The sequence below is a fragment of the Acinetobacter schindleri genome, from assembly GCF_010918895.1.
In the GTDB taxonomy this organism is placed as follows: domain Bacteria; phylum Pseudomonadota; class Gammaproteobacteria; order Pseudomonadales; family Moraxellaceae; genus Acinetobacter; species Acinetobacter schindleri.
On the sequence record NZ_CP044483.1, the window covers coordinates 87863 to 114519 of the forward strand.

The window sequence follows — 26657 nt, forward strand, 5'->3', positions numbered from 1 at the left end:
TAATTTAATGTTAGTTACTACTATTTAATCCGGATAATTATATGCTAAAACGCCTCCTCGATATTATTATTGCTTCTATTGCCCTAATTTTACTGTCACCGTTGTATTTTTATGTGGCACATAAGGTGAGAAAAAATCTAGGTTCTCCTGTGTTGTTTCGTCAGATACGCCCAGGCTTACATGGCAAGCCCTTTGAAATGATCAAATTTCGCAGTATGAAAGATGCGGTAGATGCACAAGGCAATTTATTACCAGATAGTGAGCGTTTGACACCATTTGGTAAAATGTTGCGCTCTAGTAGTTTGGATGAAATGCCGGAGTTATGGAATGTGATTAAAGGTGATATGAGTATTGTCGGACCACGCCCATTACTCATGGAATATTTACCGCTATATAACCAAGAACAAGCCAAACGCCATTTAGTCCGCCCAGGTATGACAGGGCATGCACAGGTCAATGGACGTAATGCCATTAGTTGGGAAGAAAAATTTAAACTCGATACGTGGTATGTAGAAAATCAATCGGTTTGGTTAGATTTTAAAATTATGCTGAAAACGGTTAAAAAAGTGCTCGCCAAAGATGATATTAACGAAGCAGGCGAAGCGACTATGACTAAATTTACAGGTACACAGTCGGATCAACAGCATGACTGAACTGTATGCAGTCTATGGTGCCTCAGGCTGTGGACGTAGCTTGATGCCAGTGGCAAGAGCCCAATTAAAGCGTTTGGGAAATCCTGCTGAAATAGTATTTATAGATGATAGCTTAGTTGCAGAAACTATAATCAATTCGCATCGTGCCATGAATTATGCGGCATTTAAAGCACACCCTGCGACTCAAAAACAGGTGTTGATTGCCATTGCCAATAGTCAAATACGTGAAAAAATTTCAATACAGCTTGAACAAGATGCAATTGAGCTCTGGAGTGTTCAGGCAGATAATGTCGTACTGATGGATGAGGTTGAAATTGCCGCAGGTGCAGCACTCAGCCCTTTTGTGAGCATTACCTCAAATATAAAAATTGGTAAATGCTTTCATGCCAACTTATATAGCTATGTAGAACATGATTGTGTGATTGGTGACTTTGTGACTTTTGCCCCAGGTGTTCAGTGTAATGGCAATATTCATATTCATGACCATGCTTACATTGGTGCGGGTGCGATGATAAAACAAGGTACGCCAGACCAACCTTTAATTATTGGTCGGGGTGCGGTGGTTGGTATGGGCGCAGTCGTGACTAAAAGTGTACCTGCAGGTGTGACCGTTGTCGGTAACCCTGCGCGATTGTTGAAAAAGAACTAATTTTCAAGACGAATACGATTAATATTCTAGGATAAAGCATGCTAAATACTGCATTTGAACCATGGCCAAGCTTTACTCAACAAGAGGCAGATGCCGTATCTCAAGTTTTACTGTCCAATAAAGTCAACTACTGGACCGGACAAGAGTGCCGTGAGTTCGAAAAAGAATTTGCCCAGTTCGCAGAAACCCAATATGCAGTGGCTTTGGCCAATGGCACAGTGGCACTGGATGTCGCGCTTAAAGCATTAGGCATTGGTGCAGGCGATGACGTAATTGTGACTTCACGTACTTTTTTAGCTTCTGCCAGTTCCATTGTCACCGCTGGTGCCAATCCAGTCTTTGCCGATGTTGAACTGGATTCCCAAAATATTTCCCGTCGTACCATTGAAGCGGTGATCACACCCAATACCAAGGCCATCATCTGTGTGCATCTGGCAGGCTGGATGTGCGACATGGATCCGATCATGCAACTGGCTTCCGATAAAGGCCTGTATGTGATCGAAGACTGTGCACAGGCGCATGGCGCGAAATATAAAGGAAAATCTGCCGGTTCAATCGGCCATGTTGCGGCCTGGTCCTTCTGCCAAGACAAAATTATGACCACGGGCGGTGAAGGCGGAATGGTCACCACCAACGATGAAAATCTTTGGAAAAAAATGTGGTCATACAAAGACCATGGTAAAAACTTTGATAGCGTCTATAACAAACAACATCCACCGGGTTTCCGTTGGTTGCATGACTCTTTTGGTACCAATTGGCGCATGATGGAAATGCAAGCGGTGATTGGTCGGTTGCAACTGCAACAAATGCCAGAGTGGACAGCGAAGCGCAATACCAATATGGCACGTATTCAAGCGCTCTTTGAGAATAGTCCGTATTTTACTGTGGCTAAACCATCTGCCGATTATGTGCATGCTGCCTATAAATGTTATGTGCAGGTCAATATTGAGGCTTTGCCTGAAGGCTGGTCACGTGACCGGATCATGCAGGAAATCAGTGCACAGAATGTGCCTTGTTTCAGTGGTTCTTGTTCAGAAGTCTATTTGGAACATGCTTTTGATGATACGCCATGGCGTCCAGCACAGCGTTTGAAAAATGCGCAGCAATTGGGTGAAACCAGTCTGATGTTTTTGGTGCATCCTACTTTAAGTGATGAAAGTATGAACAAAACTGTGACGGCAATTCAGCAGGTCATTCGTAGAATAATTGCTTAAACTTTTACAAGATAAGTGCACTGTATTGGGTGCATTTCTCTTATACAATATCGCTCTAAGTTATCAATAAAATCGTGATTCATTAAAAATCTATTAAAATTGAGACAACGTACCCAGTGAAATCGATCATTACGCCCTTTGTAGAATCACCACGAGTCGCCAAACTCGCATTTTTGATTATTCTGGATTTTTGTACTTTTCCTGTCTTGATCTGGCTCTGTTATGCCATTCGTAGCTTTGATCTAGGTGCAGAGGTAGTACCAAATCTGCCGTTTGGTACGCTTTGGGTCAGTGGGATTGCAGTTGCATCGCTGCTTATCTGTGGGGTCTACCGCTTCATTGTCCGCACTTATAATGAAGTGTTTATGATCAAAATGGGACTGGCGACGGCGTTGACTGTCGCTGGTCTTTATGCACTGGCTTATTTTACTCCGGCATTTATTCCGACCTCTATTCCGCTGATGTTTGGCTTTATGATGTTTGCCTGGATCTGGTTTAGCCGGGGGATCATCCGTTTTATTATCCGTTCCTATTTACAGGCTGACGTACAGAAAAAACGCATTGCGATTTATGGGGCCGGGAATGCGGGTCAACAGGTTGCTGCTGCACTGTATCGCTCCAATGCACATTTACCGGTCATGTTTATTGATGACAAACGCTCGTTGACCGGACAGCAGCTGGGGCGACTCAAAGTTTATGATGCCCAGACTGCCCTAAAACTCATGCGCAAGCAAAAAATTGATGAAATTCTGATTGCTTTGCCCTCAGTGGGGCGAGTCCGTAAAAGTGAAATCATTAAATTTTTAGAGCCGGCACATCTTAAAATTACTGAAATTCCGGGACTGACTAAGCTGGTAGATGGTGAAATCCGGATTTCGGATATTCAGGAAGTCGATATTATTGACTTGCTGGGACGTGACCCGGTACCGCCGGTTCCAGCACTTCTGAGTAAAAATATTCAGGATAAAGTGGTCATGGTCACCGGTGCAGGGGGGTCGATTGGTTCAGAATTGTGTCGCCAGATCGTAAAAAACCAGCCGGCAAAAATCATCATTTTCGAGTTAACTGAATTCGCGCTGTATAGTATTGAAAAAGAATTAAGTTTAACTGCAACTTGTGAAATTATACCTATCCTGGGGTCGGTTCTAGATGAGAGTAAACTGGAACGTGTAATTGAACAGTATGGCGTGCAAACGGTTTATCATGCTGCGGCTTACAAGCATGTCCCACTGGTAGAATGTAATCCACTAGCGGGCCTGAAAAATAATGCGGTGGGAACGGCGTTTAGCGTGAATGCTGCGGTGAAAAAAGGTGTAGAAACCTTTGTGCTGATCTCAACCGATAAAGCGGTACGTCCGACCAATGTCATGGGTGCCAGTAAACGTATGGCAGAACTTTACTGTCAAGCGATGGCAGAGGCACAACAGCAGACCCAGATCAGTATCGTCCGTTTCGGCAATGTGCTCGGTTCTTCGGGTTCGGTGGTGCCGCTATTTAAACAGCAGATTCTCAAGGGTGGGCCGATTACCGTGACTCATCCGGATGTGACCCGCTACTTTATGACCATTCCGGAAGCCTCACAGCTGGTGATTCAGGCTGGTGCCTTAGGCTTGGGCGGCGATGTGTTCCTGCTGGATATGGGTGAGCCGGTGCGTATTCAGGATCTGGCCCGTCAAATGATTGCTTTAAGTGGACTGAAAGTCCGTGATGAGCAGTATCCGGAGGGGGATATTGCAATTCAATATGCTGGTTTGCGTCCAGGGGAAAAGCTGTATGAAGAACTGCTCATTGATCAGGAAAATACCGAAATTACGTCACATAGTCGTATCCTAAGATCATTTGAAAAACACGTTCCGTTACAGGAAATTACACAGGTGTTTGATAAAATCCAGGCACTTTCTGCCACGCAGACAGATATCGACTGGGCCTTATCACAGCTTGAATATTATGTTGATGGCTATCAACGTGGTAAAGAAATTAAAGTTAATTAAGTGAAGTTTATTTATGATTAAAAAAGCCATTTTGCCGGTCGCAGGTCTGGGTACACGTTTTCTTCCAGCCAGTAAATCTATTCCAAAGGAAATGGTAACTGTCGTTGACCGCCCCGCTATTGAATACGTGGTAAAAGAGGCAGTTGCTGCTGGAATTGAGCAGATTATTTTAGTGACACATTCATCAAAGGCTTCGATTGAAAACTATTTTGACCGCAGTTTTGAGCTGGAAACCACCTTGGAGCAAAAAAAGAAATTTGACCTGCTTAAGGAAATTACTGAAATCCTGCCGCCGCATGTCAGTGTGATCAGTGTACGTCAGCCGCAGCCTTTGGGCCTTGGTCATGCCGTGCTGTGTGCCAAAAGTGTGGTCGGTGATGATGATTTTGCTGTACTGCTCCCAGATGTTTTAGTTAAAGATTCAGACACAGAAAATGATTTAAGCCTGATGATTCAGCGTTTTAATGAATCAGAAGCTTCGCAGATTATGGTTGAAGCTGTACCAGATCATCTGGTGGATCAGTATGGCATTGTTGATGTCGCAGCGACACCAGAAGAAGGACAAAGCACCGTGATGCAAGGGATTGTAGAAAAGCCAGCGGTGGGAGCGGCGCCTTCAAATTTATCGGTAGTGGGTCGTTATATCCTGCCGGCAAAAATCATGCAGTTACTGGAACAGACGCCACGTGGTGCAGGCAATGAAATCCAGCTGACTGATGCAATTGCCATGCTCCAGCAGACCGACTCGGTAGAAGCTTACCGTATGAAAGGCCAGACCTTTGACTGTGGCAGCAAACTGGGTTATCTCAAAGCGGTATTGCACTATGGTGTGGATCATCCAAAACTGGGTGAATCTTTTAAAGCTTTAATTCAAGAACTGAAACTATAAAACAGACTTTAAGAATCAGAAGGAAGCTTATGAACATTGCAGTATTTGGTCAGACTCTGTATGCCGGTGTCATGGCAGCCTTACTGGCAGAATGTGGTCATCAGGTCTACTGGTGTGATTTGCTGAAAAAACCGTCTTCCGAACAGGTTTATGCACAGGATGAAGCCGTACAGCAATTACTGAACAAACAGCACGCCAAGGGCTTTTTACAATACTGCAAGTTTGAGGCCATTCCTTTAGATGTCGATGTTTATCTGTTCAGTCTCAGTCCGACTGAAGAAATTCAGGGTCTGGAAATCTTGCGTGAGCTTAAGCTGCGTCCAATTATTCATCCAAAACTGATGATTAACGCCTCTACCTTGGGCCTGCATGGCACTGAAAAATTCCAGCAGATTCTGTCGGAAGATCACTGGATCTATTTACCGGATGTGATTCAGGAAGGTAATGCCTTACGTAGTCTGACCGAAGCCAGCCAGCTTATTGTCGGCTATAGCAATGAAACCGCGAAAACGCTTTTGAAGGAACTGCTCAGGCCGTTATTCCCGCGTGAACAGCAATACCTGTTTATGCCGGTTCTGGATGCCGAATTTACCAAACTGAGTGTGTCCGGCATGCTGGCGACGCGGATCAGCTATATTAATGATCTGGCTCTGGTGGCTGAAAAACTTGGTATTGATATTGAGCATGTACGTCAGGGGCTGGCAGCAGATAGCCGGATTGGTTCGTCTTATCTGTATCCGGGGGCCGGGTTTGGTGGCGAAAACTTCTCGCATGATATTCAGATTCTGGCCAGTACTGTGTCAGGCACCGGCGCGAAAAGCCAGTTAATGGCTCAGGTCTGGGAAATTAATGAGCAGCAAAAAGAACTGCTATTTCGCAAGCTTTGGAATTATTACCATGGTGATCTGGCCGGGAAAACTGTAGCGATCTGGGGAGCATCCTTTAAGGAAAATACCTCGCGTATCCAGCAATCCCCGATTCATGCCATGTTGACTGCACTCTGGGCGCAAGGGGTGACCGTCAAGCTGCATGATCCGCAAGCCCTGGCGGAAATTGAAAAAGTCTACGGGCAACGCGATGATCTGGTGTATTGCACAGATCAGTACGAGGCCGTAAATGGAGCACATGCCCTATGCGTGCTCACAGCCTGGAAACAATACTGGAATCCCAATTACCGCAGCCTGTTGAATCATATGCAGCATCCACTGATTCTGGATGGACGTAATATCTATAATCCGGACTATATGAAAGCACAGGGCTTTGCCTATAAAGGAGTGGGACGTTAATGAGTACGATTCAGCAACCTTATCCCCTCGAACAGAAAGATACTGTTTTAAGCCGGTTAAATAATTTAAAACAGCAGTTTGAACACAAGCATCTGCAAGAGCTATTTCAGCAAGATCCTCAGCGTTTTCAGCATTTTTCGGTGAACTTGCAGCCAGTAACCTTTGATTTTAGCAAGCACCGCATTGATCAGGATGTGTTGCAGACACTGGTGCAACTGGCGCAGGCACAAGATCTGAAGCAGTGGATCAAACGCCTGTTTTCCCAAGAACAGGTGAACTATACCGAGCAGCGTGCTGCAATGCATTGGGCCTTACGTTTGCCAGAGCAGAATGAGCAGCATCCTGAATTGGCTGCTGAGGTGCATACCCAGCTGCAACGCATGTTTACTCTGGTGGAAAAAATCCATGCCGGACAGTATCGCGGTGCCACCGGTGAAGTGATTCAGGATGTGGTCAATATCGGGGTAGGTGGCTCAGATTTGGGACCGCTGATGGTCAGTCAAGCCCTGTCTGACTTTAAACAGCCCACTCAGCGCCCCCTAAATGTACATTTTGTGTCGACCATGGATGGCAGCCAGCTGTCTGATCTGCTGCATAAGCTGCGCCCTGAAACCACGCTGTTTATTATCTCCTCCAAATCTTTCGGTACCATTGACACCCTCTCCAATGCACAAACGGTACGTCTGTGGCTGGAAAAAGCCTTGGGCCAAGACCTGTGCACGATCCAGCATCATTTTATTGGCGTCTCGACCAAGCCGGAAAAAATGACTGCTTGGGGGATTGCACCAGAAAACCAGTTCCTGCTCTGGGACTGGGTCGGAGGCCGTTATTCGCTGTGGTCCTGTATTGGCTTACCTATTGCATTGACTATCGGAGTACAGGGGTTTCAGCACTTTTTAGCAGGTGCTTATGCGGTGGATGAGCATTTCCAGACTGCTCCATTTGAACAGAATATTCCAGTGCTGATGGGACTATTAGGTGTCTGGAATAACAACTTCCTGGATATCCAGACCCATGCCGTACTGCCATATGACGGTCGTTTGAAATATTTTGCCTCTTATTTGCAGCAGCTGGAAATGGAATCTAATGGTAAATCCATTCAGCGCAATAGTGAAAAAGTAGACTGGGATACCTGTCCGATTATCTGGGGAGAAGTCGGGCCGAATGCCCAGCATGCTTTCTATCAATTATTGCATCAGGGCACCCAGTCGGTCAGCAGTGATTTTATTGCACCGGTACAGCGTTATAATGCCAACCAGTTTACCTATGCCGATAATGCCGATGCGCTGATTGAGCAGCATCATTTGGCCCTGTCCAACTGTCTGGCGCAGTCACGGCTGCTGGCCTTTGGTAATCAGGCGCTGGATGCCAATGAACTGGCTGATCTACCGGCGTATAAGCAGTATGCAGGTAACCAGCCCAGCTCGACCATTTTAATGCAAGAGCTCAATCCTTATAGTCTGGGGATGCTGATCGCCATGTATGAACATAAGGTGTTTGTGCAGTCAGTGCTGTGGAATATCAATCCTTTTGACCAGTGGGGCGTCGAAAAAGGCAAGGAAATTGCCAATCAGCTCTTGCCGATTTTAAATGGTGAACAGACGGATGTGTCCGCACTGGATGCCTCGACACAAGGTTTAATTGCAATATTAATGGGGAAACAACGTGGCTAAAGTCTTGGTAACTGGTGGGGCCGGTTATATCGGTTCACATACCTGTCTGGAATTATTAAATGCCGGACATGAAGTCGTGGTATTAGATAATCTTTCTAATAGTTCTGAAGAATCTCTGAATCGTGTGCAGGCTTTAGCTTCAAAATCTTTGGACTTTATTCAGGGTGATATTCTAGATCAGGATATTCTGAATCGGATTTTTAGTACTTATCAAATTGATGCCGTGATCCATTTTGCCGGTTTAAAAGCGGTAGGGGAAAGCCAGCAAGTTCCACTAAAATACTTTGAAAATAATATTTCAGGTTCCATCAGCCTGGTACAGGCCATGCAGCGCGCTGGTGTATTCCGTCTGGTCTTCAGTTCCTCGGCTACAGTCTATGATGAAGCCAATATCTCGCCTTTAAATGAAGACATGCCAACCGGGATGCCGAGCAATAACTACGGTTATACCAAGCTGATTGTAGAGCAGCTATTACAAAAGCTATCGGTATCTGATGAACGCTGGTCGATTGCCTTGCTGCGTTATTTTAATCCGGTTGGTGCGCATAAAAGCGGACAAATAGGGGAAGACCCGCAAGGGATTCCAAATAACCTGATGCCGTATGTGACTCAGGTGGCGGTTGGTCGTCGTGAAAAATTATCAATCTTTGGGGATGATTACGATACGGTCGATGGGACTGGGGTACGGGATTATATCCATGTGGTGGATCTGGCCAATGCGCATTTATGTGCACTCAATAACCGTCTTGATGCACATGGCTGTCGTGCCTGGAACATCGGTACGGGACAGGGCTGTTCAGTTTTGCAAATCAAGAATACCTTTGAACAGGTCAATGCGGTGCAGATTCCATTTGAAATCGCGCCCCGTCGTGAAGGCGATGTGGCGACGTCTTTTGCCGACAATACCCGTGCAGTCCAGGAGCTGGGCTGGCAGCCACAATATGGTCTGGAAGATATGCTGGCAGATAGCTGGAACTGGCAGAAACAGAATCCACAAGGCTATCGCGATTAATTTTTTCAGATAAGTATTAAGCATAAAAAAAGAGCCATTTTGATCTGGCTCTTTTTTTTTCTGACTTCAGCTGCCTTGAATCAGCTGGGTCAGCTCATTCACATAGTCTTGCATTGGTCGTGGATTCTGGTCACGACGGCTTTCAATATTCAAACGCAATAATGGTTCGGTATTAGATGCGCGCACATTAAAACGCCAGCTACCAAAATTCAGGCTGACGCCATCAGTCTGATCAATTTCAGGTTTCTGATCGGCATAATGATCGAAAAGTTTTTGGATGGTTGCCTGGGTATCGGCCACTTTAAAATTAATTTCACCTGAACATGGGAACTTGGCAATCATTTCTTCCACGAGAGAAGATAAGGATTTTCCTGTTTCAGATAGTACAGCCATAGCCAGTAACCATGGAATCATGCCGCTATCACAGTAAGCAAAATCACGGAAATAGTGATGGGCACTCATTTCACCGCCATAAGCCGCATTATGTTCACGCATGACATCTTTAATGAAGGCATGACCAGATTTAGACTGAATGGCTTCACCTTTAAACTGCTCAACAATATCAAAAGTGTTCCAGACCAGACGCGGGTCATGCACAATTTTTTCACCCGCCTGTTTCAGCAGGAAAGCCTGTGCCAGCAGACCGACAATATAATAGCCCTCAATGAACTGGCCTTTTTCATCGAACAAGAAACAGCGGTCAAAGTCGCCATCCCAGGCAATCCCCATATCCGCACCATGCTGAATGACTGCCTCACGGGTGCTGTCACGGTTTTCAACCAGAATTGGATTCGGAATACCATTTGGGAAGTTACCATCCGCTTCATGGTGAATCTTAATGAACTCTACCGGAATCTGCAAAGCTTTAAATTTTTCTTCGATGGCATCAATCACATGTCCGGCAGCACCGTTTCCGGCATTGACCACCAGTTTCATCGGGCAAATTTTTGCAGGGTCAATATAGGTCATTAGATGATCGACAAATTCAGGCAGGATATTATATTTTTTGGTTGTGCCTTTTTCTGCAACCTCATTAAAAGTACCTGTTTCAGCCAGCGCTTGAATTTCTTTTAAACCTGTATCGGCACTGATCGGACGGGCATTTTCACGCACCAGTTTCATGCCGTTATAGTCCATTGGGTTATGACTGGCAGTGACTTCAATACCACCTTGCACATCTAAGTGGAAGGCACCAAAATAAACTTCTTCAGTCCCAGTCATACCTAAATCTAGAACATCCACGCCCGCATCATTTAAACCGCGGATAGTGGCCTGTTTTAAATCTTCACTGCTAAGGCGAACATCACAACCGACCACAACGGTTTTGGGCTGGTAAATTTGTCCATAGGCGCGACCAATTTTATAGGCAATCTCTTCATTGAGTTCGCTGCCCAATCTGCCGCGAATGTCATAGGCTTTAAAGCACGTCAGTCTTGTCATGTAAGTTCTCAAGATCCCTGAAAATAAGAAAATTTATAAGATACAATCATAGTATAAAGCCCAAAATATGTGATCTGACCACTTTTATTCATTAATTTTGACTCAGTATTTTTAGAATATTCTAGCCAGAAATTGTAAGATCTTATGATCAATACCTTTATTCGACAATAACTTTTGTAAAGAGTTATAACGAGTTATCGATAGATTTCCATTTTTCTAGAATCCTCTCTGCCCAGTCTGCATGATATGTGTTAGATACAGCCTGATCTTTTTTTGAAATATGATTAATCATTATATAAGAATGGACATCACAGACTTTGTTAATGAAATCTTTAGGCCAACTTAAGGACTGTGACAAAATTGCAATTTTGAAAGATTCTAAATTTTCGCTCAGGAAGATTTTGTTTGTCTTAACGTTGTATGGTAGTAGTAATGTGGAAATATTCTTTTTTCCATCAGAGGTATCAATTTCGCATAAATAAAAAAGCTCCTTATCATCATGGTCAAGTATGAGATTTACATAAAATCGGCGATTTTGACCATTGGTCAATTTATGTCCTCTGAATCGGCCATATTTTGTAAAAATCTTATTATGAATGCATTTAATTTTATATCCCTTTTTTTCTATTTCTTCCAACATTTTGCTAAGATATTGATAAGTAGAGTTTTTAGAATCAGCTTCTGATTCTATAGTAAATCCTGGGCGGGTTCCTTCATCTTCTCCTTCTCCACCAGCAAATGGTTGTTCTTCATGATGAACTTCCCCATTTGTCTTTCGTCTTACTATATTAATTTCTGAGCATGAAGTATTTAATGAGATTTTTAGGTCATCTATGGTATAAATTTTCCCCACAGTATTTCTTAATTGTGTAATTTGCTGATCAATATCAGCGCTAGCTTCATCATCAAGTTTAGATTTATCCTGACTTGCCTTTTTTTTAGGAGGCTGTTTTTTATCCAGTATCTCTTTAGCCTGCCTAAAACTTTTTTGGGATAAAAAATGAAATTGAACAGGTTTATGTATTCCAGTTTCTAAATTTCCGAATGAATTGATACGTTCGATCCGAAATAATTTTTCCTCTGTGTAACTACGACCCTCAACATCAAGCTGAATATTTTTTAGGATAGGGGCATCCATATCAAAACTATAACTTTTAAATTTATTTTGATTGTTTACAGTTTTTTCATAAATACTTAAAAAAGCCTTACTCAATTCAGGATGTAATAAGATCAACGCGAGTTTTTGTAGGAAAATAGGGTCCTTTAGATCTTTGGCTGTTATTTTTCTATTGGGTGCAATATAAATATGAAAGGCTTCAGCATCCTCGTGATCAATCAAGACATCAGTTGTATAGCGTTCAGAGAATAAAGCAGCACGTAATAGATAGGGATGAGAGAAAAAAAGATCACGTGCTAGTACAAGTTTAGGTAATTGAATGAACCAGTCATCATTAAACTGATTGCCATCACTGTATAGAAAACTAAAGCATGGGCGATTTCTATAAGTATGAAGAGCTTTCAGTGCCGGATTTTCAGTATTGGTATTATTCAATATTCCTAAATCAATTAGAGTAAGGGTTCGGTGATCTAAACTTACAGGGTCAACGCTGCTTAATGGCGTTGCATAGTGATATAAAAGAATACTTTCTATTGGTCTTTTTGAATGAAAAAAACGCTTTTCTTCTGGGTGGTACATTGCAGTTTTAATATCGAAACGGGTTTTCCCACGGTGGGTGATATCCGTTGCACCATAATAAATTGTTTTTTTAGGCAAGCAAAGAAAAGGAATGGTAGGCATTATTTACTCTCCATAATTTTATCAAAAAACCGACATGCTTCAGGTGTTAATCGTTGTGGACTGAGACCAGATTCTCTTAGGAAAATACTGGGAGAACTGAATTGCTGTCTCATTTTTTGCTGTATAAAAGTTTTTGTAAGCCTTCGTATTTGGTAACAACTGACTGATTCGGAATAACGATCTAAAAAGGCTTTGGTTAAGGGAAGAGTGTCCCAGTTTTTCTCAATAGTGCTCACATGTCCTAATTTTTTTATAAAAAACTTCTTCGTTTGTTGGGGCGAGTTTAGGTCTTCTGATAACTCATTACGTATTTCGATAAGTCGTTTAACAAATTGTCGATCTCGTTCTTCCCAATTCACTCGTGGTCTAGGGACAGAAGGAGAGGGCGTTAAAGCTGATTTGTTGATAAATAATAACCAATCTTTATAATTGCGATATAAGCGAGCATACAGAGAACTATTTTGTTTGCGAGCCTGTTTGACTGGCATTTCCAAGATCAATTTTGTCCATTGTTCTTGATCCTCAGATAAGGTTCGAGCTACTGTCTTATTCATGCATACTGATGGGATTTCTTTATCTACCTCAGTTGAAGCAAGGTCAATGTACTGTTTATATAATTCAATTGGATTTTGTTCTGGTACGAGAGCTTTCAATACAAGAAGATGCTCGAGATAAGAGAATGCTTTACGATGTTTTCTGAATATACTTTTTAGCCAGCAGTTTTCACTGATCAAATCTTCTAAATGATAATAAGCTAGAAAATTTTCACCCCAATAATCCAGTATCACCTGACGGATTTTTTTGTAGTTAATATTCTTGCGACTTAAGAGTAAATTTTTGTCTTTCAAGATGATAAAATAAGCATCCGATAAAATAGAAAAATCTTGGATAGGGCTGCAGGTTGCATGAGTGAGTAAGTCTTCGATTATTCCTGCAAGCTCGATATGATGAGGTAAGTCCTGAGAATTTAATATAAGCTGTGAAGAATCTTCAAGAGCATTTAAATGAGCATTATAAAATCTTCGGTCTAGCCCATTGCAAGGAACAGAGCTGACAAAAAGGGCAGATTCATGCTTTATACAATATTCATATCCTGTAATCTGCCAGCTACGTTTCCAATACACTTCACCATATTGTTCCATCTGTTCTTGCCAACAATGCGGACAGAACCGAAAAAAATTCACAGATTTGATTCGCGACGCATTTTTTCCCAACTTGGTATGTAATGATTGATACTGTTCACCCTGTAATACATGTACAGCATAACGCATCACTGTATCAGGTTGAAACGGTTGATAAATTGGCAATAAGGTGTGGTGGTTGATTAAATGGAGTGCATCATAGCAATCTGGTAGATAACTGGCCAATTTGTCTATGTAAGACGGTAAATCGTAAGTTGGCGTCAAATTTCTATTATTGAATAATTCTTCAGTAAGGTATTTGGGACTTAAAATTCCATTGTGAATAGCATAACGTGCAATCACACTGTAAATTAACTCATCTGGATATGGTATTGGAAAATTTGAAATCATAATACACTTACTCTCTATTTTTTGTTTAATGCAACACAGGAGAGGTGGGATCAAACAAATAGTGAGATGATTTTAATAGCTCATAAACATCTACTTCCTTTTCTTGTGCTTGACTGAAAAAATTCCGTAAGTCATTGGCTTCAGTGCTCTTCCATTCTTCTGCTTTCATGACTTTGCGTGATGTTCTTGGTTTTCTTACCGAAGTTGTGGTCTGAGGCTGGTCCAATTTATCTTTTGCTACAGAGCCGTCTAATACTTCCAGAATATGCTGGAGTAGTACCTGTAAGTTCTCGTTTGGATATTTTTTTAATGCAGAAGTGACATGCAGATCTATTGTAGCAGCGGGGTGACCTAAGGCCGTTAGCATACCTATAAGTGTGGAATAATGTGGTCCTAGATCTTTACGCTGTATTTCCGTTTTTAATGCAGCTTTTAAACGGTGTTGTTCAACATATTCCTCAATTTGAACTTGAGGGATAGTTAAGTCAGAATACCGTGCAATACGTGTGGGGTTGCCTGAGCGGAGTGCATCCAAAATATCGTGGACTGGCTGTAATTGTTCTTCGTAGACTTTTTTAAAAAGTTCAGATGTAATTTTTTCCAGACCAATGGTGATTGCATGAATCTGCACCAAGCAGAACAGTTTAACCACTAAATCTGGAATGCCCTGCGTATAATAATACCAAGTGTTTCTTAATTCATCGGTCAGTTCAGCTGGTTGTTGAACCCATTGATATTGCCACAGCTTGTTGGTGAAAGCATACCATTCAGAAATGATCATTTGATCAGGGGTGCTAGGATCGGGAGTGGGTGCTTCATTGCGCATAGGTTCCCAGATTAAAGAGCCTAATCCTGCACTGCGTCTAGCTGATCTTAAGTCTTCTTGCAGAATTTCATTGGCTTTGGGTGTCCCAATCATCACAATTGGAATGGATGCCACATTCACAAGGGTGACAAAGAAATTAAGAATGATTTCAGCCCCGCCAGATTTTTTTGTATTCAAATGCTGGATTTCATCAATGATTAAAAGTCCAATTGAATAATTATTTGCGATAATTTTCATCTGCTGCAGCATGGCATTCACATTTAAGCGACTTCTGGTGAAACGATGCTCGAAGTTTGTATCTCCTAATGCTAAATCTACTGCTCTAAAAAAGTTTGAGCATAAGTTTTTTAAAGAGCTGTCATGCGGACAATCAATTTTAAGGTAAACAATTTGTTTTAATCCCAGCTCTCTATGTTCAATCACTTGCGGGTAATAACGCAAAATTTTGTTCATTGTCGTTGTTTTACCGCTTCCCGAACATCCTATAATTGACATGCTAGTTGCAGTCGACTCTGGAGGTGCATAGCGGTAACAGCTTTCATTTGATGGTTCTAGTTGCTGAAAAGCAGCGTGTAAATGTCGATGTCTATCACCATTAGTGATGTTTCTACTCACATAACCTTGCCGAATCATAATAGAAATTTTTTGCTCAAGGGATAGATGTTTGGTCAGTGGTTGAAAAAAATCATGAGGCAATTGAGCGATTAAATGGATTCTTTCTTGTTGCGCAAAAAAGCGCTGTTCTGGAAGAAATCTCATTTTCCCCCGTAGATGTTTAATGACCGACTTCGTATCAAGGATAGGGGGTAATTGAGTAATAAGAGGATTATCCCCATAGATGTCTTCTATTGATGTATTAATCGCGACTTCATTATTATTCATTCTTCATCGTCCTCTTCGAATAATTGTCTCATTAAATCTGGTTGACTTGTTAAATCCAGATTGTTGCTTTGAGATGGGAAGGGGTGAGCATTAGCGATGTTGGGGTGGATAGTCCGGATAGGGTTAACTGACCTCTTCTGAAGGTGCTCTGCACGTTCTACTTGAATTGCTTCTTGTTTGTTTTGACGGATATCCCGAGTACGTTGTGCTTTAGAAAGTTGGTGAACTCCTGCTTGAGCCTGCCGACTCTGTGCTGCGTGAATGATTTTGTCAGTAAAATCCTGCAATTCACTGATGGCCACAGACTTTAGTTGTGAATGCTGTTTTTCAACAGTTTTGATCGCTTTTTGAATCTGTTCAGCTTCCCACCAGGTCAGATGCTGATATTGACGTGAGGCATCACTTAAATGGGCTTCCCAGTATTCCAATTTATTTTCATCAAAGAAAACATAAATAGTATTAACTGAGTATGGGTCAAAACCAATGCGCAACTTTTTCGGGCGGGATTTGGTCGTGTTACGAATAAACCAGCCTTGTTGATGCATTTCTAAACATTGATAGACTAATCCTTTAACTTTAAGTCCTTTATCACTTAATGAGGCATCGATCCTAGGTAGCAAGCCAACATATAGTGATTTGTTATCCACTTGTCTCAACATCCCAGTACGGTGCTGTAGGCCCCACTGCCAGAGCTTAAGAGGGATAGAAGGCAGGTTAGTCGGCATATCGGCACTACGATCATATTTTGTCAAAACGTCAAAATTATTGCGTAACAAGACGCAGCTTAATATGATTTTTCTGAACTCTTCCAAAGTAAGACAAGCTTCTAGCCGATAATCATGTCCACCTTTCTTTTTTTCCTTGAATCCAGAAACAACACCAATATTCTCGTAGGATTTAAAGCGTGACTGAATGATGCCAAAAGCCCTCTCCACAATACCTTTGGCATCGCTTCGATATGGTGGTGCATTTTCAATTCGAACAGAAAAGTTTTTTTCAAGAAGTTCAATTTGATATCCAATTAGTTCACCACGGTCTGCAAGTATGGCATCAGGTAAACCATAAATAGGCCAGTCTTCCGGTTGTATTTGTAAGCCGTAACTCTGACAGAATGTCACTTTATCTTGGATTGCGACACTGAGGCATTGTATAGCTGTGTTAAATGAACTATTTTCCATACCGACATAAAGCCCAGTAATCATCCGGCTGAATACATCGATAACAATATATACGGTAGGTCTGCCAATAATCTGTGATGGATCCCGTGATGATACAAGGTAGATGTCAGCGATTGTTGAATCTATCTCATAACGTGCACCAGGACCATTTGCTTGCTTGGTCGCTGTTGAAGTCAGAGGTTTGTGATCTTTCAGGGTTTTCTGATTACCCAGAATTTCTTTCGAGTTGTTCGTATTTCTATATCGCGTATTATAAAAATAATAGAATTGTGCATATGTTGGAATATCTGAGGCTTGTACTTGATGAAAGTGTTTGGAAAATAAATTTTTAAACCGAATATACGTTTCATTAATAGATTGTTTTTTAACAGGAACTAAATACTCTTCGATGGCTTTTTTAAAATATAATTCAACCTGTTCAGTAACATTTTTACCTTCATTTAGCTCATAAATTCGTGGTCTGCCGATCTTTTTATTTCCTATAGCTCTTTTTTGGCCTTTTCCACCTGAGTTTTCATAGTCCGGTACCAAAGCATTTATAGTTTGACCACGCTGCCAGTAGCGTCTCAATAGTCGTAGAATTTTATTAATTGATACCTCTTTTTCTAAATGTATCATTTTAATTTTTGCTGTTCTTATTTTTGCATTAGTAAGGATTTGTTCATCATCAATTAAGTCCTGAATAATTGAAAAGTTTTCATCTCTTTTTTTTAGTTGAATAGACTCTTCATTCAAGTTTAATCGTTTTAAGTATTCATAAGGATCTTGTGCGGGTATCAGGCTTTGATCATCTAAAAGAGTTTGAAGTTCCTTGGACAAAATAAGTTCAGGGAATGCATTTTTATTATCGATCGCAATCCATACCGTATATTGAGGTAGGAATTTGAGTATTCGGTATTGTGTTGAATTCAAGATGTAAACTGAATTAATTAGCTGCATGGACTGTATTCTCATTCTGGAGCAAATCACTTGCATGAATATCAGAGAGTTTAAGCTCCAAGTACAAAATTTCTAGATTAAATTGAAGTATTCGCAGTGCAAATAATTTTCTAAACAATGCGAGCGTCGCTCCGATACCCATTTTTTGAGTTTGGTCAGAATGCTTGCAAAATTGGATTAATGAGCTTTGAGGGTACTGGCTAATTTCTTCCATAAAATAAACTGCTTGATCAATCATGTGATTTGTTATTTCAAGGTCATTTTTTTCTACATATAGCCATTTAATGTTCTCTAGTACCGTAGCAGGAATGTCTTTTTCCGTAATCAGTTTGAACGGCGTATTGTGCTCTTCTTCCCAGTAACGACGTTTAATTTCTAATGACTCAATAACATGAGCTTTATTCAGATCCTTGCTGTAAAGAGTGTCAAGGGCTATAGAAAACTTACCAAAATCAACTAAAAAATCTGAAGATAGGGTAAAAGGCATATAGTCAACCGATACTTTTTTCATTCGGAAACGAGAACAGATGGAGTTAAGATCATAGATATCCAAAGGATAATGTTCGCGAATATCTGTAACGTTATGATTCCAATCAAGCAGTAAAAAGGTAGATAGCTCTAGATCAGAAAATAAGTGATGAAGACGTTTACTGACACGGCCTTGTACTCTGTGAGAGCGACCAATTGAACTGAAGTTTTGAACAGTTTTACAAGGTTTATAATCGCGTCCATGGCCCTGGCCATACCCTTCTTTTATTAGTTCTTCATAGTTTTTTATAATTTTTGCCATACAGAAGACCTGTGGATTTTGGTGGATAATTAATCATATCTGAAGGGGGTTAATTTTGTATTTGGCAAAAACATACAAACTTAAATATATTTATATACAAACAAAATTTTATAATTTTTATTTAATTATTTATTTAATTCATTAACTTAATAATTAATCTGGTATTTTAATACTCAATTGATGAGTTTAAAAAACGTTGATGATAGGCAAAAGTATTCAAATTACATCTTAGTAAACATCGTTGCATATTCTTATGTAAACCAACTGCATATTCAGACTCAAACCCGACTATTCATTCTGGTTCATAGTAAAATTCTTATTTTCTATTCCAAATATTTTAGAACAAAATATGTAAATTTGGATCTTAAAGTAATACCTTAATCTGCTATAATTTGTACATCATTATGATGTACAAATTGGTGGAAAATATGGCTAACTTAGCAACAGAACGAATCAATGTTCGTTCAACCGTAGATGCAAAGAATGTAATTGAGCAAGCTGCGAATTTATTGGGTCTTAGTGTGAGCTCCTTTATGATCCAATCCTCATTTGAACGAGCAAAAGAATTACTTAAATCTAATCACGAGTTAAAAGTAAATAATGCTGATCGTGATATGTTAATGAATTTGCTTGAAAATCCACGCCCTGCAAATGATGAGATGAAAAATTTAATGAGTTTATTGGATGAAAATTGAGGTTTTACAAGCCCATCATCAGAAAAAATCATTTAATTGTGGGCAAGATGATTTAAATAAGTTCATAAAACAATACGCATCCCAACATCAGAAATCAGGAACAAGTAAAACCTATGTTGCTATTGATGATGATGCACATGTGAGGGGGTTTTATTGTCTATCAAGTACCTCTATAGGATTTGATGGGGTTGATGCTGTTCTCACTAAACGATTACCTCGTTATCCCTTACCTTGTGTGGTTGTGGGGCGCTTTGCCGTTGATCAAGCAGCACAGGGGCAAGGAGTTGGAAAAGTACTTTTAGCACATGCTCTTAAACAAGTTTCAAAAGTTGCTCAAATTATTGGCGTAAATTTTGTTGTAATACATGCTAAGGATCAAAAAGCTATGGAGTTTTATCAGCGGTTTGGCTTTATCTCATTAACATCAAATCCATTAACATTAATATATCCAGTGAATGAAATACCTCATTTTAAATAAGGTGGGCTGCTAGGTGTCTAGTCCCGGCATTTGATGGATCGGATCAATCTTAAAAAGTTCAGGTTCATCTGTCCACTGTTTGCAGATGAATTCGTAGGGAGTCAAGCCCCTGAGTGTTTTGAGTCTGCGGCCGAAGTTGTATGCAGCAATAAAATCAGCAAGGTGAATACATAGCTGAGTGTGATCGTCGTAATGGAACCGTTTGACAGTAGCTTCTTTAATCGTTCGGTTCATCCGCTCGACCTGTCCATTGGTCCATGGATGCTTAACCTTGGTAAGACGATGTTCAATGCCACATTCAGTACAAACACGATCAAAGATGTGCTCAGAGGCGTAGCGATCACAGGTGCGGTTCGTGAACTGGATGCCGTTATCTGTTAGCACCGTATGGATTCTATAGGGCACAGCCTTAACCAGATTCCGCAGGAACTCCGCGGCTGCCATCTTACTGGCTTTAGTATGCAATTCAGTGAACGCGAACTTGGAAGTGCGATCAATGGCAACGAAGAGATAAAGCTTACCCTGTGCTGTTTGCATCTCAGCGATGTCGATATGAAAGTAACCAATGGGGTAGCTCTTGAAGCGCTTCCTGACAGGGCGATCACCTTGTACCTCAGGCAGTCGTGAAATACCATGCCGCTGCAAGCAGCGGTGTAACGACGAGCGTGTCAGATAAGGAATACTCGGCTGCAGTGCATAAAGGCAATCGTCTAGTGGCAATAAAGTGCGTTTTCGAAAAGCAACAATTGCCGCCTCATCTTCAGGCGATAACACGCTTGAGCGAGGATTCTTTGGCCCGGTTGTAAGATCATCTACTGAAGTACGTTTCTTCCATTTTGCGACGGTCTTTTGATTGATGCCGTAACGCTTGGCTAGCGTTCTTAAGCTCTCTTGACTATTTTGTATTGCTCGACGCACTGTGTGTGTCGTTGTGGCGCTGCTGTGTAGAACTTGTCCCATAGTGCTTCCTTCCATTTATCTGAGAATATTGCACCATTAAAATCTGGGACTAAACACCTAGTAACAGGAATAGCTAATAGACTTATTCAGAGTTTGCACATAGTTCCTTATCCCTTATTTTGCTTTATGACCAAATACTGCGTCTAATTATGGTAATTTAATTAAGTTTGTTTTATTTTTTATCATAAATTGTTGATATTTATTATTAATGGTTTTTAAATTTTAAAATTAAGTTTGTATTTAAATTTAGTATATTTAATTTTAGATGAAATTAAATTTGTATAAGATTCTCCCGCTTTAAAATGCGAATTCTTGCGCAGAAAGGCGAAGCATACTTTAAATAAAAATGAAATGTTTTCAAGGTGAGGTCAAAAAGGGATGCTTTTCGAATCTAGGGTGAGATTTTTATATATCTATATCGTTGAATATATTAGTAATAATTTTATATTTCTGGTGTGACTCTAATTTGAATTTAATTATATTAAAAACCCTGTAGACTTGGTGGAGAATCACTGGGTCTACAGGGTAGGGTTTTGTCTGTTCATTTCATTAATGTACAAACTAAAATAATTAAATCTAAACTTAATTATTTGATACAAACTTAATTATACAAACACAGCCAGTTTCCCAGCCTTGATTCAATTCTAATTATTCTACAGTGACCGATTTTGCCAGGTTACGCGGCTGATCGACATCCGTACCACGAAGTACAGCCACATGATAGGACAATAACTGCACCGGAATGCTATACACAATCGGGGCCAGTACTGCATTGACTGCAGGAATATGGACCACATGTTGACGGTCTTTGGCTTTAATACCACTGTTTTCATCAGCAAAGACGAACAGCTCACCACCACGTGCCTGCACTTCTTCCATATTGGACTTGAGTTTATCCAGCATGTCATCCTGTGGCGCCAGAATCACCACGGGCATGTCGTTGTCGACCAAGGCCAATGGACCATGCTTCAGTTCGCCTGCGGCATAACCTTCAGCATGAATATAGGAAATTTCCTTCAGCTTCAAGGCGCCTTCTAGCGCAATCGGGAAATGTGTACCGCGACCCAGGAACAGACAGTGCTGCTTTTCTACAAACAGTTCAGAAAGGCGTAAAATTTCATTGTCATGATGCAAGGTATCCAGAATTACCTTTGGCATATGCCATAAGTCGGTGCTAATGGCTGCGACCTGTTCTGCTGAAATTGTATTTTTGACTGTACCCAGTTTCAGTACCAACAGCATCAGTGCAGCTAGCTGTGTGGTAAAGGCTTTAGTCGATGCAACACCAATCTCAGGGCCTGCCAAAGTCAGCAGGTTGTGATTGGTTTCACGTACCATCGAGGAGGTTGCCACGTTACAGATCGTCATGGTGGTGATGTCTAGTCCTTTGGCAGCCGCACGTTTCTGTGTATCACGTAATGCAGCCAAGGTATCGGCAGTTTCACCAGATTGGGAAATACAAACATACAGCGTGTGATTTACAATCACTGGCATACGATAACGGAATTCGCTGGCAATCTCGATCTGGCAAGGCAGATCAATCAGCTGTTCAAACCAGTATTTGGCGATCATACCGGCATGATAACTGGTACCACAGGCAATAATCTGGATTTGCTGGATTTTTGAAAAGTCTTGTTCTGCACTGGCAAGAAAATCTTCACGTAGGTCATTGCCATTTAAAGCTTGGGAAATGGTCTGTTTGATCGCTTCCGGCTGCTCATAAATTTCCTTGAGCATATAGTGCTTGTATTCACCTTTAGAGGCATTGCTGACCGCAGCATCAAGTTCCTTGACCGGACGATCGACCAGTTGACCATCCACAAAGACTTCAATGGTGGTACGGGTCAAACGGGCAATATCACCTTCTTCAAGGTAGATAAAACGGTTGGTAATCGGTAGCAGAGCCAGCTGGTCAGAACTGATAAAGTTCTCGCCAATACCGACACCAATGACGAGTGGTGAACCTTCACGCACGGTAATCAGTTCATCTGGATGATCAGTATGTACGATACCCAGTGCATAAGCACCTTTCAGTTGCGGAACCACCTGACGTACAGCTTCTAACAGGCTTGGGGTAGATTTCAGCGCATCATTGATCAGATGGGCAACGACTTCAGTATCCGTCTGTGAGGTAAACACATAGCCCAAAGCTTCAAGATCATCTTTAAGTTCTTGATAGTTCTCAATAATACCATTATGAACCACTGCCACATTTTCAGAAATATGCGGATGGGCATTTTCTTCAGTCGGTTTACCATGGGTTGCCCAGCGTGTATGTGCAATACCGAGTGAACCACTAATCTGTGATTCATTCACCGCCTGTTCAAGGTTGGAAACTTTGCCGACACGGCGCTCACGCAGGACCTGATGATTGTTGATCAGGGCTAAACCTGCTGAATCATAGCCACGGTATTCCAGGCGTTTTAAGCCTTCAATCAAAATATTGGTAATGCTGCGTTCCGCAATGCCACCGACGATACCACACATATTTGTTCCCCTTATTTCTTGATTTTTTGCGGACGTGGATAGTTTTCTTTGGCAAATTGCTTAGAGCGCTCTACTGCCAAACTGTTGTCTTCCACATCACGGGTAATCGTCGAGCCTGCACCGACTGTGGCACCGTTACCAATTCTCACAGGTGCCACTAATGAACTGTTCGAGCCAATAAAGGCTTGATCACCAATAATTGTTTTAAATTTGTTGGCACCATCATAATTACAGGTAATGGTCCCTGCACCGATGTTTGAGCCTGCACCAACTTCAGCATCACCCAGGTAGGTAAAGTGGTTGGCTTTAGAGCCTAGACCAATCGTGGTATTTTTAACTTCAACAAAGTTACCAATGTGAACTTCATTGGCAAGTTTTGCCCCTGGACGTAAACGTGCAAATGGGCCAATTTGGGTGTCTTCGCCCACGATAGCACTGTCGAAAATACTATATGGCTGAACCTTGGTACCCGCTGCGATTTTAGTGTTTTTAATCACACAGCCTGCGCCAATTTCAACATTGTTACCTAACTCGCAATCACCTTCGATAATCACATTGATATCAATACGAACGTCAGTACCTACAGTTAAATTGCCACGCAAGTCAAAACGGCTCGGATCAATCAGATGTACGCCTTGCTGCATGAGCTGTTTGGCCTGAAATGCCTGGAACTGACGTTCTAAAGCAGCCAGCTGCACACGGTCATTTACCCCTTCAACTTCAAAAGCCATTTCTGGTTCTACCGATGCAACTTGCATACCATCTGCGAGGGCCATAGCCACAATATCGGTCAGGTAATATTCACCTTGCGCATTGTCATTGCTTAAACGTGGTAGCCATTGATGCAGTTTGGCATTGCTGACGGCATAAATACCGGTATTGATTTCCTTGATTTGACGTTGTTCGTCAGAGGCATCCTTGTGCTCAACAATGGCCTGAATCTGACCCTGTTCACGTACGATACGGCCATAACCGTTGGCATCTGGCAGGGTTAATGTCACCAGACCAATGCCGGTTTCTGCGGTGGCATCGAGTAATTTTTGCAAGGTCACAGGATTAATGCACGGCACATCACCAGAAAGAATCAGGGATACGCCGTCTTGAGGCAGGACAGGCAAGGTCATCTGTACCGCATGACCGGTACCCAGCTGTTCGGCCTGTTCTACCCATTTAATAGCGTGTTGTGCAAAAGCAGCCTGAACCCGGTCACCACCGTGACCATAAATCGTAATAATATTATCTGCGTTTAATTTTTTTGCTGTTTCAATGACATGACCCAGTAAAGGACGTCCTGCAAGGGGTTGTAATACTTTCGGTAAGCTGGAACGCATACGGGTTCCTTTACCTGCAGCAAGAATAATAACAGTCGTTGACATGTTCTAATCCTAAATATGGCTTATGCCACAGTGAAGTAAAAATAAAGCAAAATACAAAGGGCCGCCCACAGGCCAGCAATAATGTCATCCAGCATGATGCCGAAACCGCCGTCAATTTGACGGTCAATGACACGAATCGGCCAGGGCTTCCAGACATCGAATAAACGGAACAGAGCAAAACCGACCAATGCCCACATCCAGCTCATTTCATTCAGATAGAGCAAAGGCAAAAAGGTAATGGATTGACCTGCAAATTCATCCCAGACAATACGGCCATCATCATGTACACCCATGACTTTAGCCGTATGCCCGCAAATATAGATGCCAATGAGCGACATCAGAATGATGGCTAGTATGGTGCTCGATAGACCAATTGCAAGCCATAGCGGAATAAACAATAAGGCAAAAGCTGAACCAAACGTACCCGGCGCTTTCGGTAATAGGCCAGAACCAAAACCAACACCACAGAACACAATAAAACGGTCGGTCCATGACATGGCTTTAAAATTGATTGAAGGTTTATGCAAAATGTTGATACCCATTAAATTGAAGCAAATGATCTACGCCATCTTTTTCAAAAGTTAAGCCGCGCTGTTGCTGAATTGTGCCGATTATACTAATCGAATCATCAAGTTGTTTTTGCAATAATTTTTCATAATTTTGCGGGCTTATTGTAAAACATAATTCATAATCGTCGCCACCCGCCAATGCATACTGCCATTTTTGTTCATCATTTAAGGCGTGCAGGGCAGTACTTAGTGGTAAGTTTTCAAGTTGCAGCTTTGCGCCGACATCCGAGGCTTTTAAAATATGTCCCAAGTCTTGTGCCAAACCATCCGAGACGTCAATCATGCTATGCGCCAGACCTTTCAAGGCAGCCCCGAGTTGACAACGTGGTGTTGGATAATCCAGACGTTTTTGTAGATCATGACCTAAATGCTTTAAGCCAAATGCCGCATCGCCAACCGTACCTGAAACACAAATCAGATCACCGACTTGGGCACCTGAACGTGCTACAGCAAGGCCTGTATCGACCCAGCCCAGTGCTGTGACAGATAGAGTCAGATGTGGACTTTGCGTGGTATCACCACCAATTAAACGTACACCAAATTGATCGCAGCAGTCGTATAGCCCTTGGCTAAAGCCTTTGAGCCAAGCATGATCAATTTGGGGTAAGCTCAATGCCAATAAAATACTGTGTGGTGTGGCGCCCATGGCAGCAATATCAGATAAATTGACGGCAACAGATTTCCAACCAATGGCATGTGGGTTTGTATCTAAAGGAAAATGTCGACCCGCAACTAAGGTGTCGGCACAAATCACCAATTGCTGGTGAGGTGGGGGAGTGAGCAAGGCTGAGTCGTCACCGACCCCTAAATCGACAGAATCTTGATTCTTACGATTGAAATAGGTGTCGATAATCGAAAACTCAGCCATACAACAAATCTACTTAAAACTTAGTTTGCTTGTTGTTTTTCTGCTGCACGTAAAGTTGTCGCTAAACGATCTAATACACCATTGATGTATTTATGGCTGTCTGCACCGCCAAAATGTTTAGCTAACTCAATTGCTTCGTCTAAAACAACACGATATGGAATCTCAAGATGTTCTTTGAGCTCATACGCACCTAAACGAAGTGTTGCAAGTTCTACACCGTCAAGTGCAGAAAGTTCGCGATCCAGCACAGGGATAAGCAAAGCATCCAATGCTTCATGATTGGCAACCACTTGAGTCAACAATTCATGATAATAGCCAAGATCCACTTTGTGCATGGCATTGTCCACACGTGTACGTGCTTCAATCTCATGCACAGGGTTGTGGCTCATTTGCCATTCATAAATTCCTTGTACAGCAAAACGACGTGCTTTACGTTTTGCAGCATAAGTTGCTTGAAGTGTTTGCGACATAG

General features: G+C 41.8%; 22 protein-coding genes. 10 read left to right on the forward strand and 12 right to left on the reverse strand.

All coding sequences use genetic code 11. The features are described from left to right. Nucleotides 1-41 precede the first annotated feature (41 nt). From FSC11_RS00400 to galE, 8 genes are all read left to right on the forward strand, one after another. Nucleotides 42-653, forward strand: a complete 612-nt coding sequence (locus FSC11_RS00400; protein ID WP_163164491.1) for a sugar transferase — start codon at nucleotides 42-44, stop codon at nucleotides 651-653. Continuing rightward, nucleotides 646-1302, forward strand: a complete 657-nt coding sequence (locus tag FSC11_RS00405; protein ID WP_163164493.1) for an LbetaH domain-containing protein — start codon at nucleotides 646-648, stop codon at nucleotides 1300-1302. The genes FSC11_RS00400 and FSC11_RS00405 overlap by 8 nt, the downstream gene beginning before the upstream one ends. A 38-nt stretch (nucleotides 1303-1340) precedes the next feature. After that, nucleotides 1341-2516, forward strand: a complete 1176-nt coding sequence (locus FSC11_RS00410) for a DegT/DnrJ/EryC1/StrS family aminotransferase (protein ID WP_163164495.1) — start codon at nucleotides 1341-1343, stop codon at nucleotides 2514-2516. 116 nt (nucleotides 2517-2632) lie between these two features. Next, nucleotides 2633-4507, forward strand: coding sequence for a polysaccharide biosynthesis protein (locus FSC11_RS00415; RefSeq protein ID WP_163164497.1), 1875 nt, complete (start codon nucleotides 2633-2635; stop codon nucleotides 4505-4507). 13 nt (nucleotides 4508-4520) lie between these two features. Next, complete coding sequence (gene galU, locus FSC11_RS00420; RefSeq protein ID WP_163164499.1) at nucleotides 4521-5396, forward strand: UTP--glucose-1-phosphate uridylyltransferase GalU; 876 nt, start codon at nucleotides 4521-4523, stop codon at nucleotides 5394-5396. 29 nt (nucleotides 5397-5425) lie between these two features. After that, nucleotides 5426-6682, forward strand: a complete 1257-nt coding sequence (locus FSC11_RS00425; protein ID WP_163164501.1) for a nucleotide sugar dehydrogenase — start codon at nucleotides 5426-5428, stop codon at nucleotides 6680-6682. Then, a complete protein-coding gene (pgi, locus tag FSC11_RS00430) occupies nucleotides 6682-8355 on the forward strand; it encodes a glucose-6-phosphate isomerase (RefSeq protein ID WP_163164503.1) in 1674 nt (557 codons plus the stop codon). Before FSC11_RS00425 ends, pgi begins: the two co-directional genes overlap by 1 nt. After that, a complete protein-coding gene (gene galE, locus FSC11_RS00435; RefSeq protein ID WP_163164505.1) occupies nucleotides 8348-9367 on the forward strand; it encodes a UDP-glucose 4-epimerase GalE in 1020 nt (339 codons plus the stop codon). The genes pgi and galE overlap by 8 nt, the downstream gene beginning before the upstream one ends. A 66-nt stretch (nucleotides 9368-9433) precedes the next feature. On the opposite strand, the gene FSC11_RS00440 is transcribed toward galE, so the two are convergent. The 6 genes from FSC11_RS00440 to FSC11_RS00465 form a co-directional block, all read right to left on the reverse strand. Continuing rightward, nucleotides 9434-10807 (reverse strand): phosphohexomutase domain-containing protein, encoded by a 1374-nt coding sequence (locus FSC11_RS00440; RefSeq protein ID WP_163164507.1) that lies wholly within the window; start codon nucleotides 10805-10807, stop codon nucleotides 9434-9436. A 184-nt stretch (nucleotides 10808-10991) separates the two neighbouring features. Continuing rightward, on the reverse strand, nucleotides 10992-12605 hold the full coding sequence (locus FSC11_RS00445; RefSeq protein WP_163164509.1) for a Tn7-like element transposition protein TnsE: 1614 nt from the start codon (nucleotides 12603-12605) through the stop codon (nucleotides 10992-10994). Continuing rightward, nucleotides 12605-14137, reverse strand: coding sequence for a TnsD family Tn7-like transposition protein (locus FSC11_RS00450; protein WP_163164511.1), 1533 nt, complete (start codon nucleotides 14135-14137; stop codon nucleotides 12605-12607). The genes FSC11_RS00445 and FSC11_RS00450 overlap by 1 nt, the downstream gene beginning before the upstream one ends. 25 nt (nucleotides 14138-14162) lie before the next feature. Further along, nucleotides 14163-15845 carry an AAA family ATPase gene (locus FSC11_RS00455; protein WP_163164513.1) on the reverse strand — a complete coding sequence of 561 codons (1683 nt, stop codon included), beginning with the start codon at nucleotides 15843-15845 and terminating at the stop codon, nucleotides 14163-14165. After that, a complete protein-coding gene (locus FSC11_RS00460; RefSeq protein ID WP_163164515.1) occupies nucleotides 15842-17962 on the reverse strand; it encodes a Mu transposase C-terminal domain-containing protein in 2121 nt (706 codons plus the stop codon). The genes FSC11_RS00455 and FSC11_RS00460 overlap by 4 nt, the downstream gene beginning before the upstream one ends. Continuing rightward, on the reverse strand, nucleotides 17949-18752 hold the full coding sequence (locus tag FSC11_RS00465) for a TnsA endonuclease C-terminal domain-containing protein (protein ID WP_163164517.1): 804 nt from the start codon (nucleotides 18750-18752) through the stop codon (nucleotides 17949-17951). Before FSC11_RS00465 ends, FSC11_RS00460 begins: the two co-directional genes overlap by 14 nt. 428 nt (nucleotides 18753-19180) lie before the next feature. Between FSC11_RS00465 and FSC11_RS00470 the strand changes: the two genes are divergently transcribed. Both FSC11_RS00470 and FSC11_RS00475 read left to right on the forward strand, forming a co-directional pair. Then, nucleotides 19181-19447: a type II toxin-antitoxin system TacA family antitoxin gene (locus FSC11_RS00470; RefSeq protein ID WP_039890759.1), complete on the forward strand. Its 267-nt coding sequence runs from the start codon at nucleotides 19181-19183 to the stop codon at nucleotides 19445-19447. Then, nucleotides 19437-19925: a GNAT family N-acetyltransferase gene (locus FSC11_RS00475; RefSeq protein WP_163164519.1), complete on the forward strand. Its 489-nt coding sequence runs from the start codon at nucleotides 19437-19439 to the stop codon at nucleotides 19923-19925. The genes FSC11_RS00470 and FSC11_RS00475 overlap by 11 nt, the downstream gene beginning before the upstream one ends. A 9-nt stretch (nucleotides 19926-19934) precedes the next feature. Here the strand turns inward: FSC11_RS00475 and FSC11_RS00480 are convergent, their stop codons facing one another. The 6 genes from FSC11_RS00480 to nusB form a co-directional block, all read right to left on the reverse strand. Then, nucleotides 19935-20885 carry an IS481 family transposase gene (locus FSC11_RS00480; RefSeq protein WP_163164521.1) on the reverse strand — a complete coding sequence of 317 codons (951 nt, stop codon included), beginning with the start codon at nucleotides 20883-20885 and terminating at the stop codon, nucleotides 19935-19937. 648 nt (nucleotides 20886-21533) lie between these two features. Continuing rightward, the gene (gene glmS / locus FSC11_RS00485) at nucleotides 21534-23372 is read right to left on the reverse strand and encodes a glutamine--fructose-6-phosphate transaminase (isomerizing) (RefSeq protein ID WP_163164523.1); all 1839 of its coding nucleotides are present in this window, start codon (nucleotides 23370-23372) and stop codon (nucleotides 21534-21536) included. 11 nt (nucleotides 23373-23383) lie between these two features. After that, entirely contained in the window at nucleotides 23384-24748 is a 1365-nt protein-coding gene (glmU, locus tag FSC11_RS00490) for a bifunctional UDP-N-acetylglucosamine diphosphorylase/glucosamine-1-phosphate N-acetyltransferase GlmU (protein ID WP_163164525.1), read from the reverse strand. A 20-nt stretch (nucleotides 24749-24768) separates the two neighbouring features. After that, nucleotides 24769-25290 (reverse strand): phosphatidylglycerophosphatase A family protein, encoded by a 522-nt coding sequence (locus FSC11_RS00495; protein ID WP_005220337.1) that lies wholly within the window; start codon nucleotides 25288-25290, stop codon nucleotides 24769-24771. Then, nucleotides 25268-26185 (reverse strand): thiamine-phosphate kinase, encoded by a 918-nt coding sequence (gene thiL / locus FSC11_RS00500; protein WP_163164527.1) that lies wholly within the window; start codon nucleotides 26183-26185, stop codon nucleotides 25268-25270. Before thiL ends, FSC11_RS00495 begins: the two co-directional genes overlap by 23 nt. Before the next feature lie 20 nt (nucleotides 26186-26205). Next, complete coding sequence (gene nusB / locus FSC11_RS00505) at nucleotides 26206-26655, reverse strand: transcription antitermination factor NusB (RefSeq protein ID WP_004814175.1); 450 nt, start codon at nucleotides 26653-26655, stop codon at nucleotides 26206-26208. Nucleotides 26656-26657: the final 2 nt, after the last annotated feature.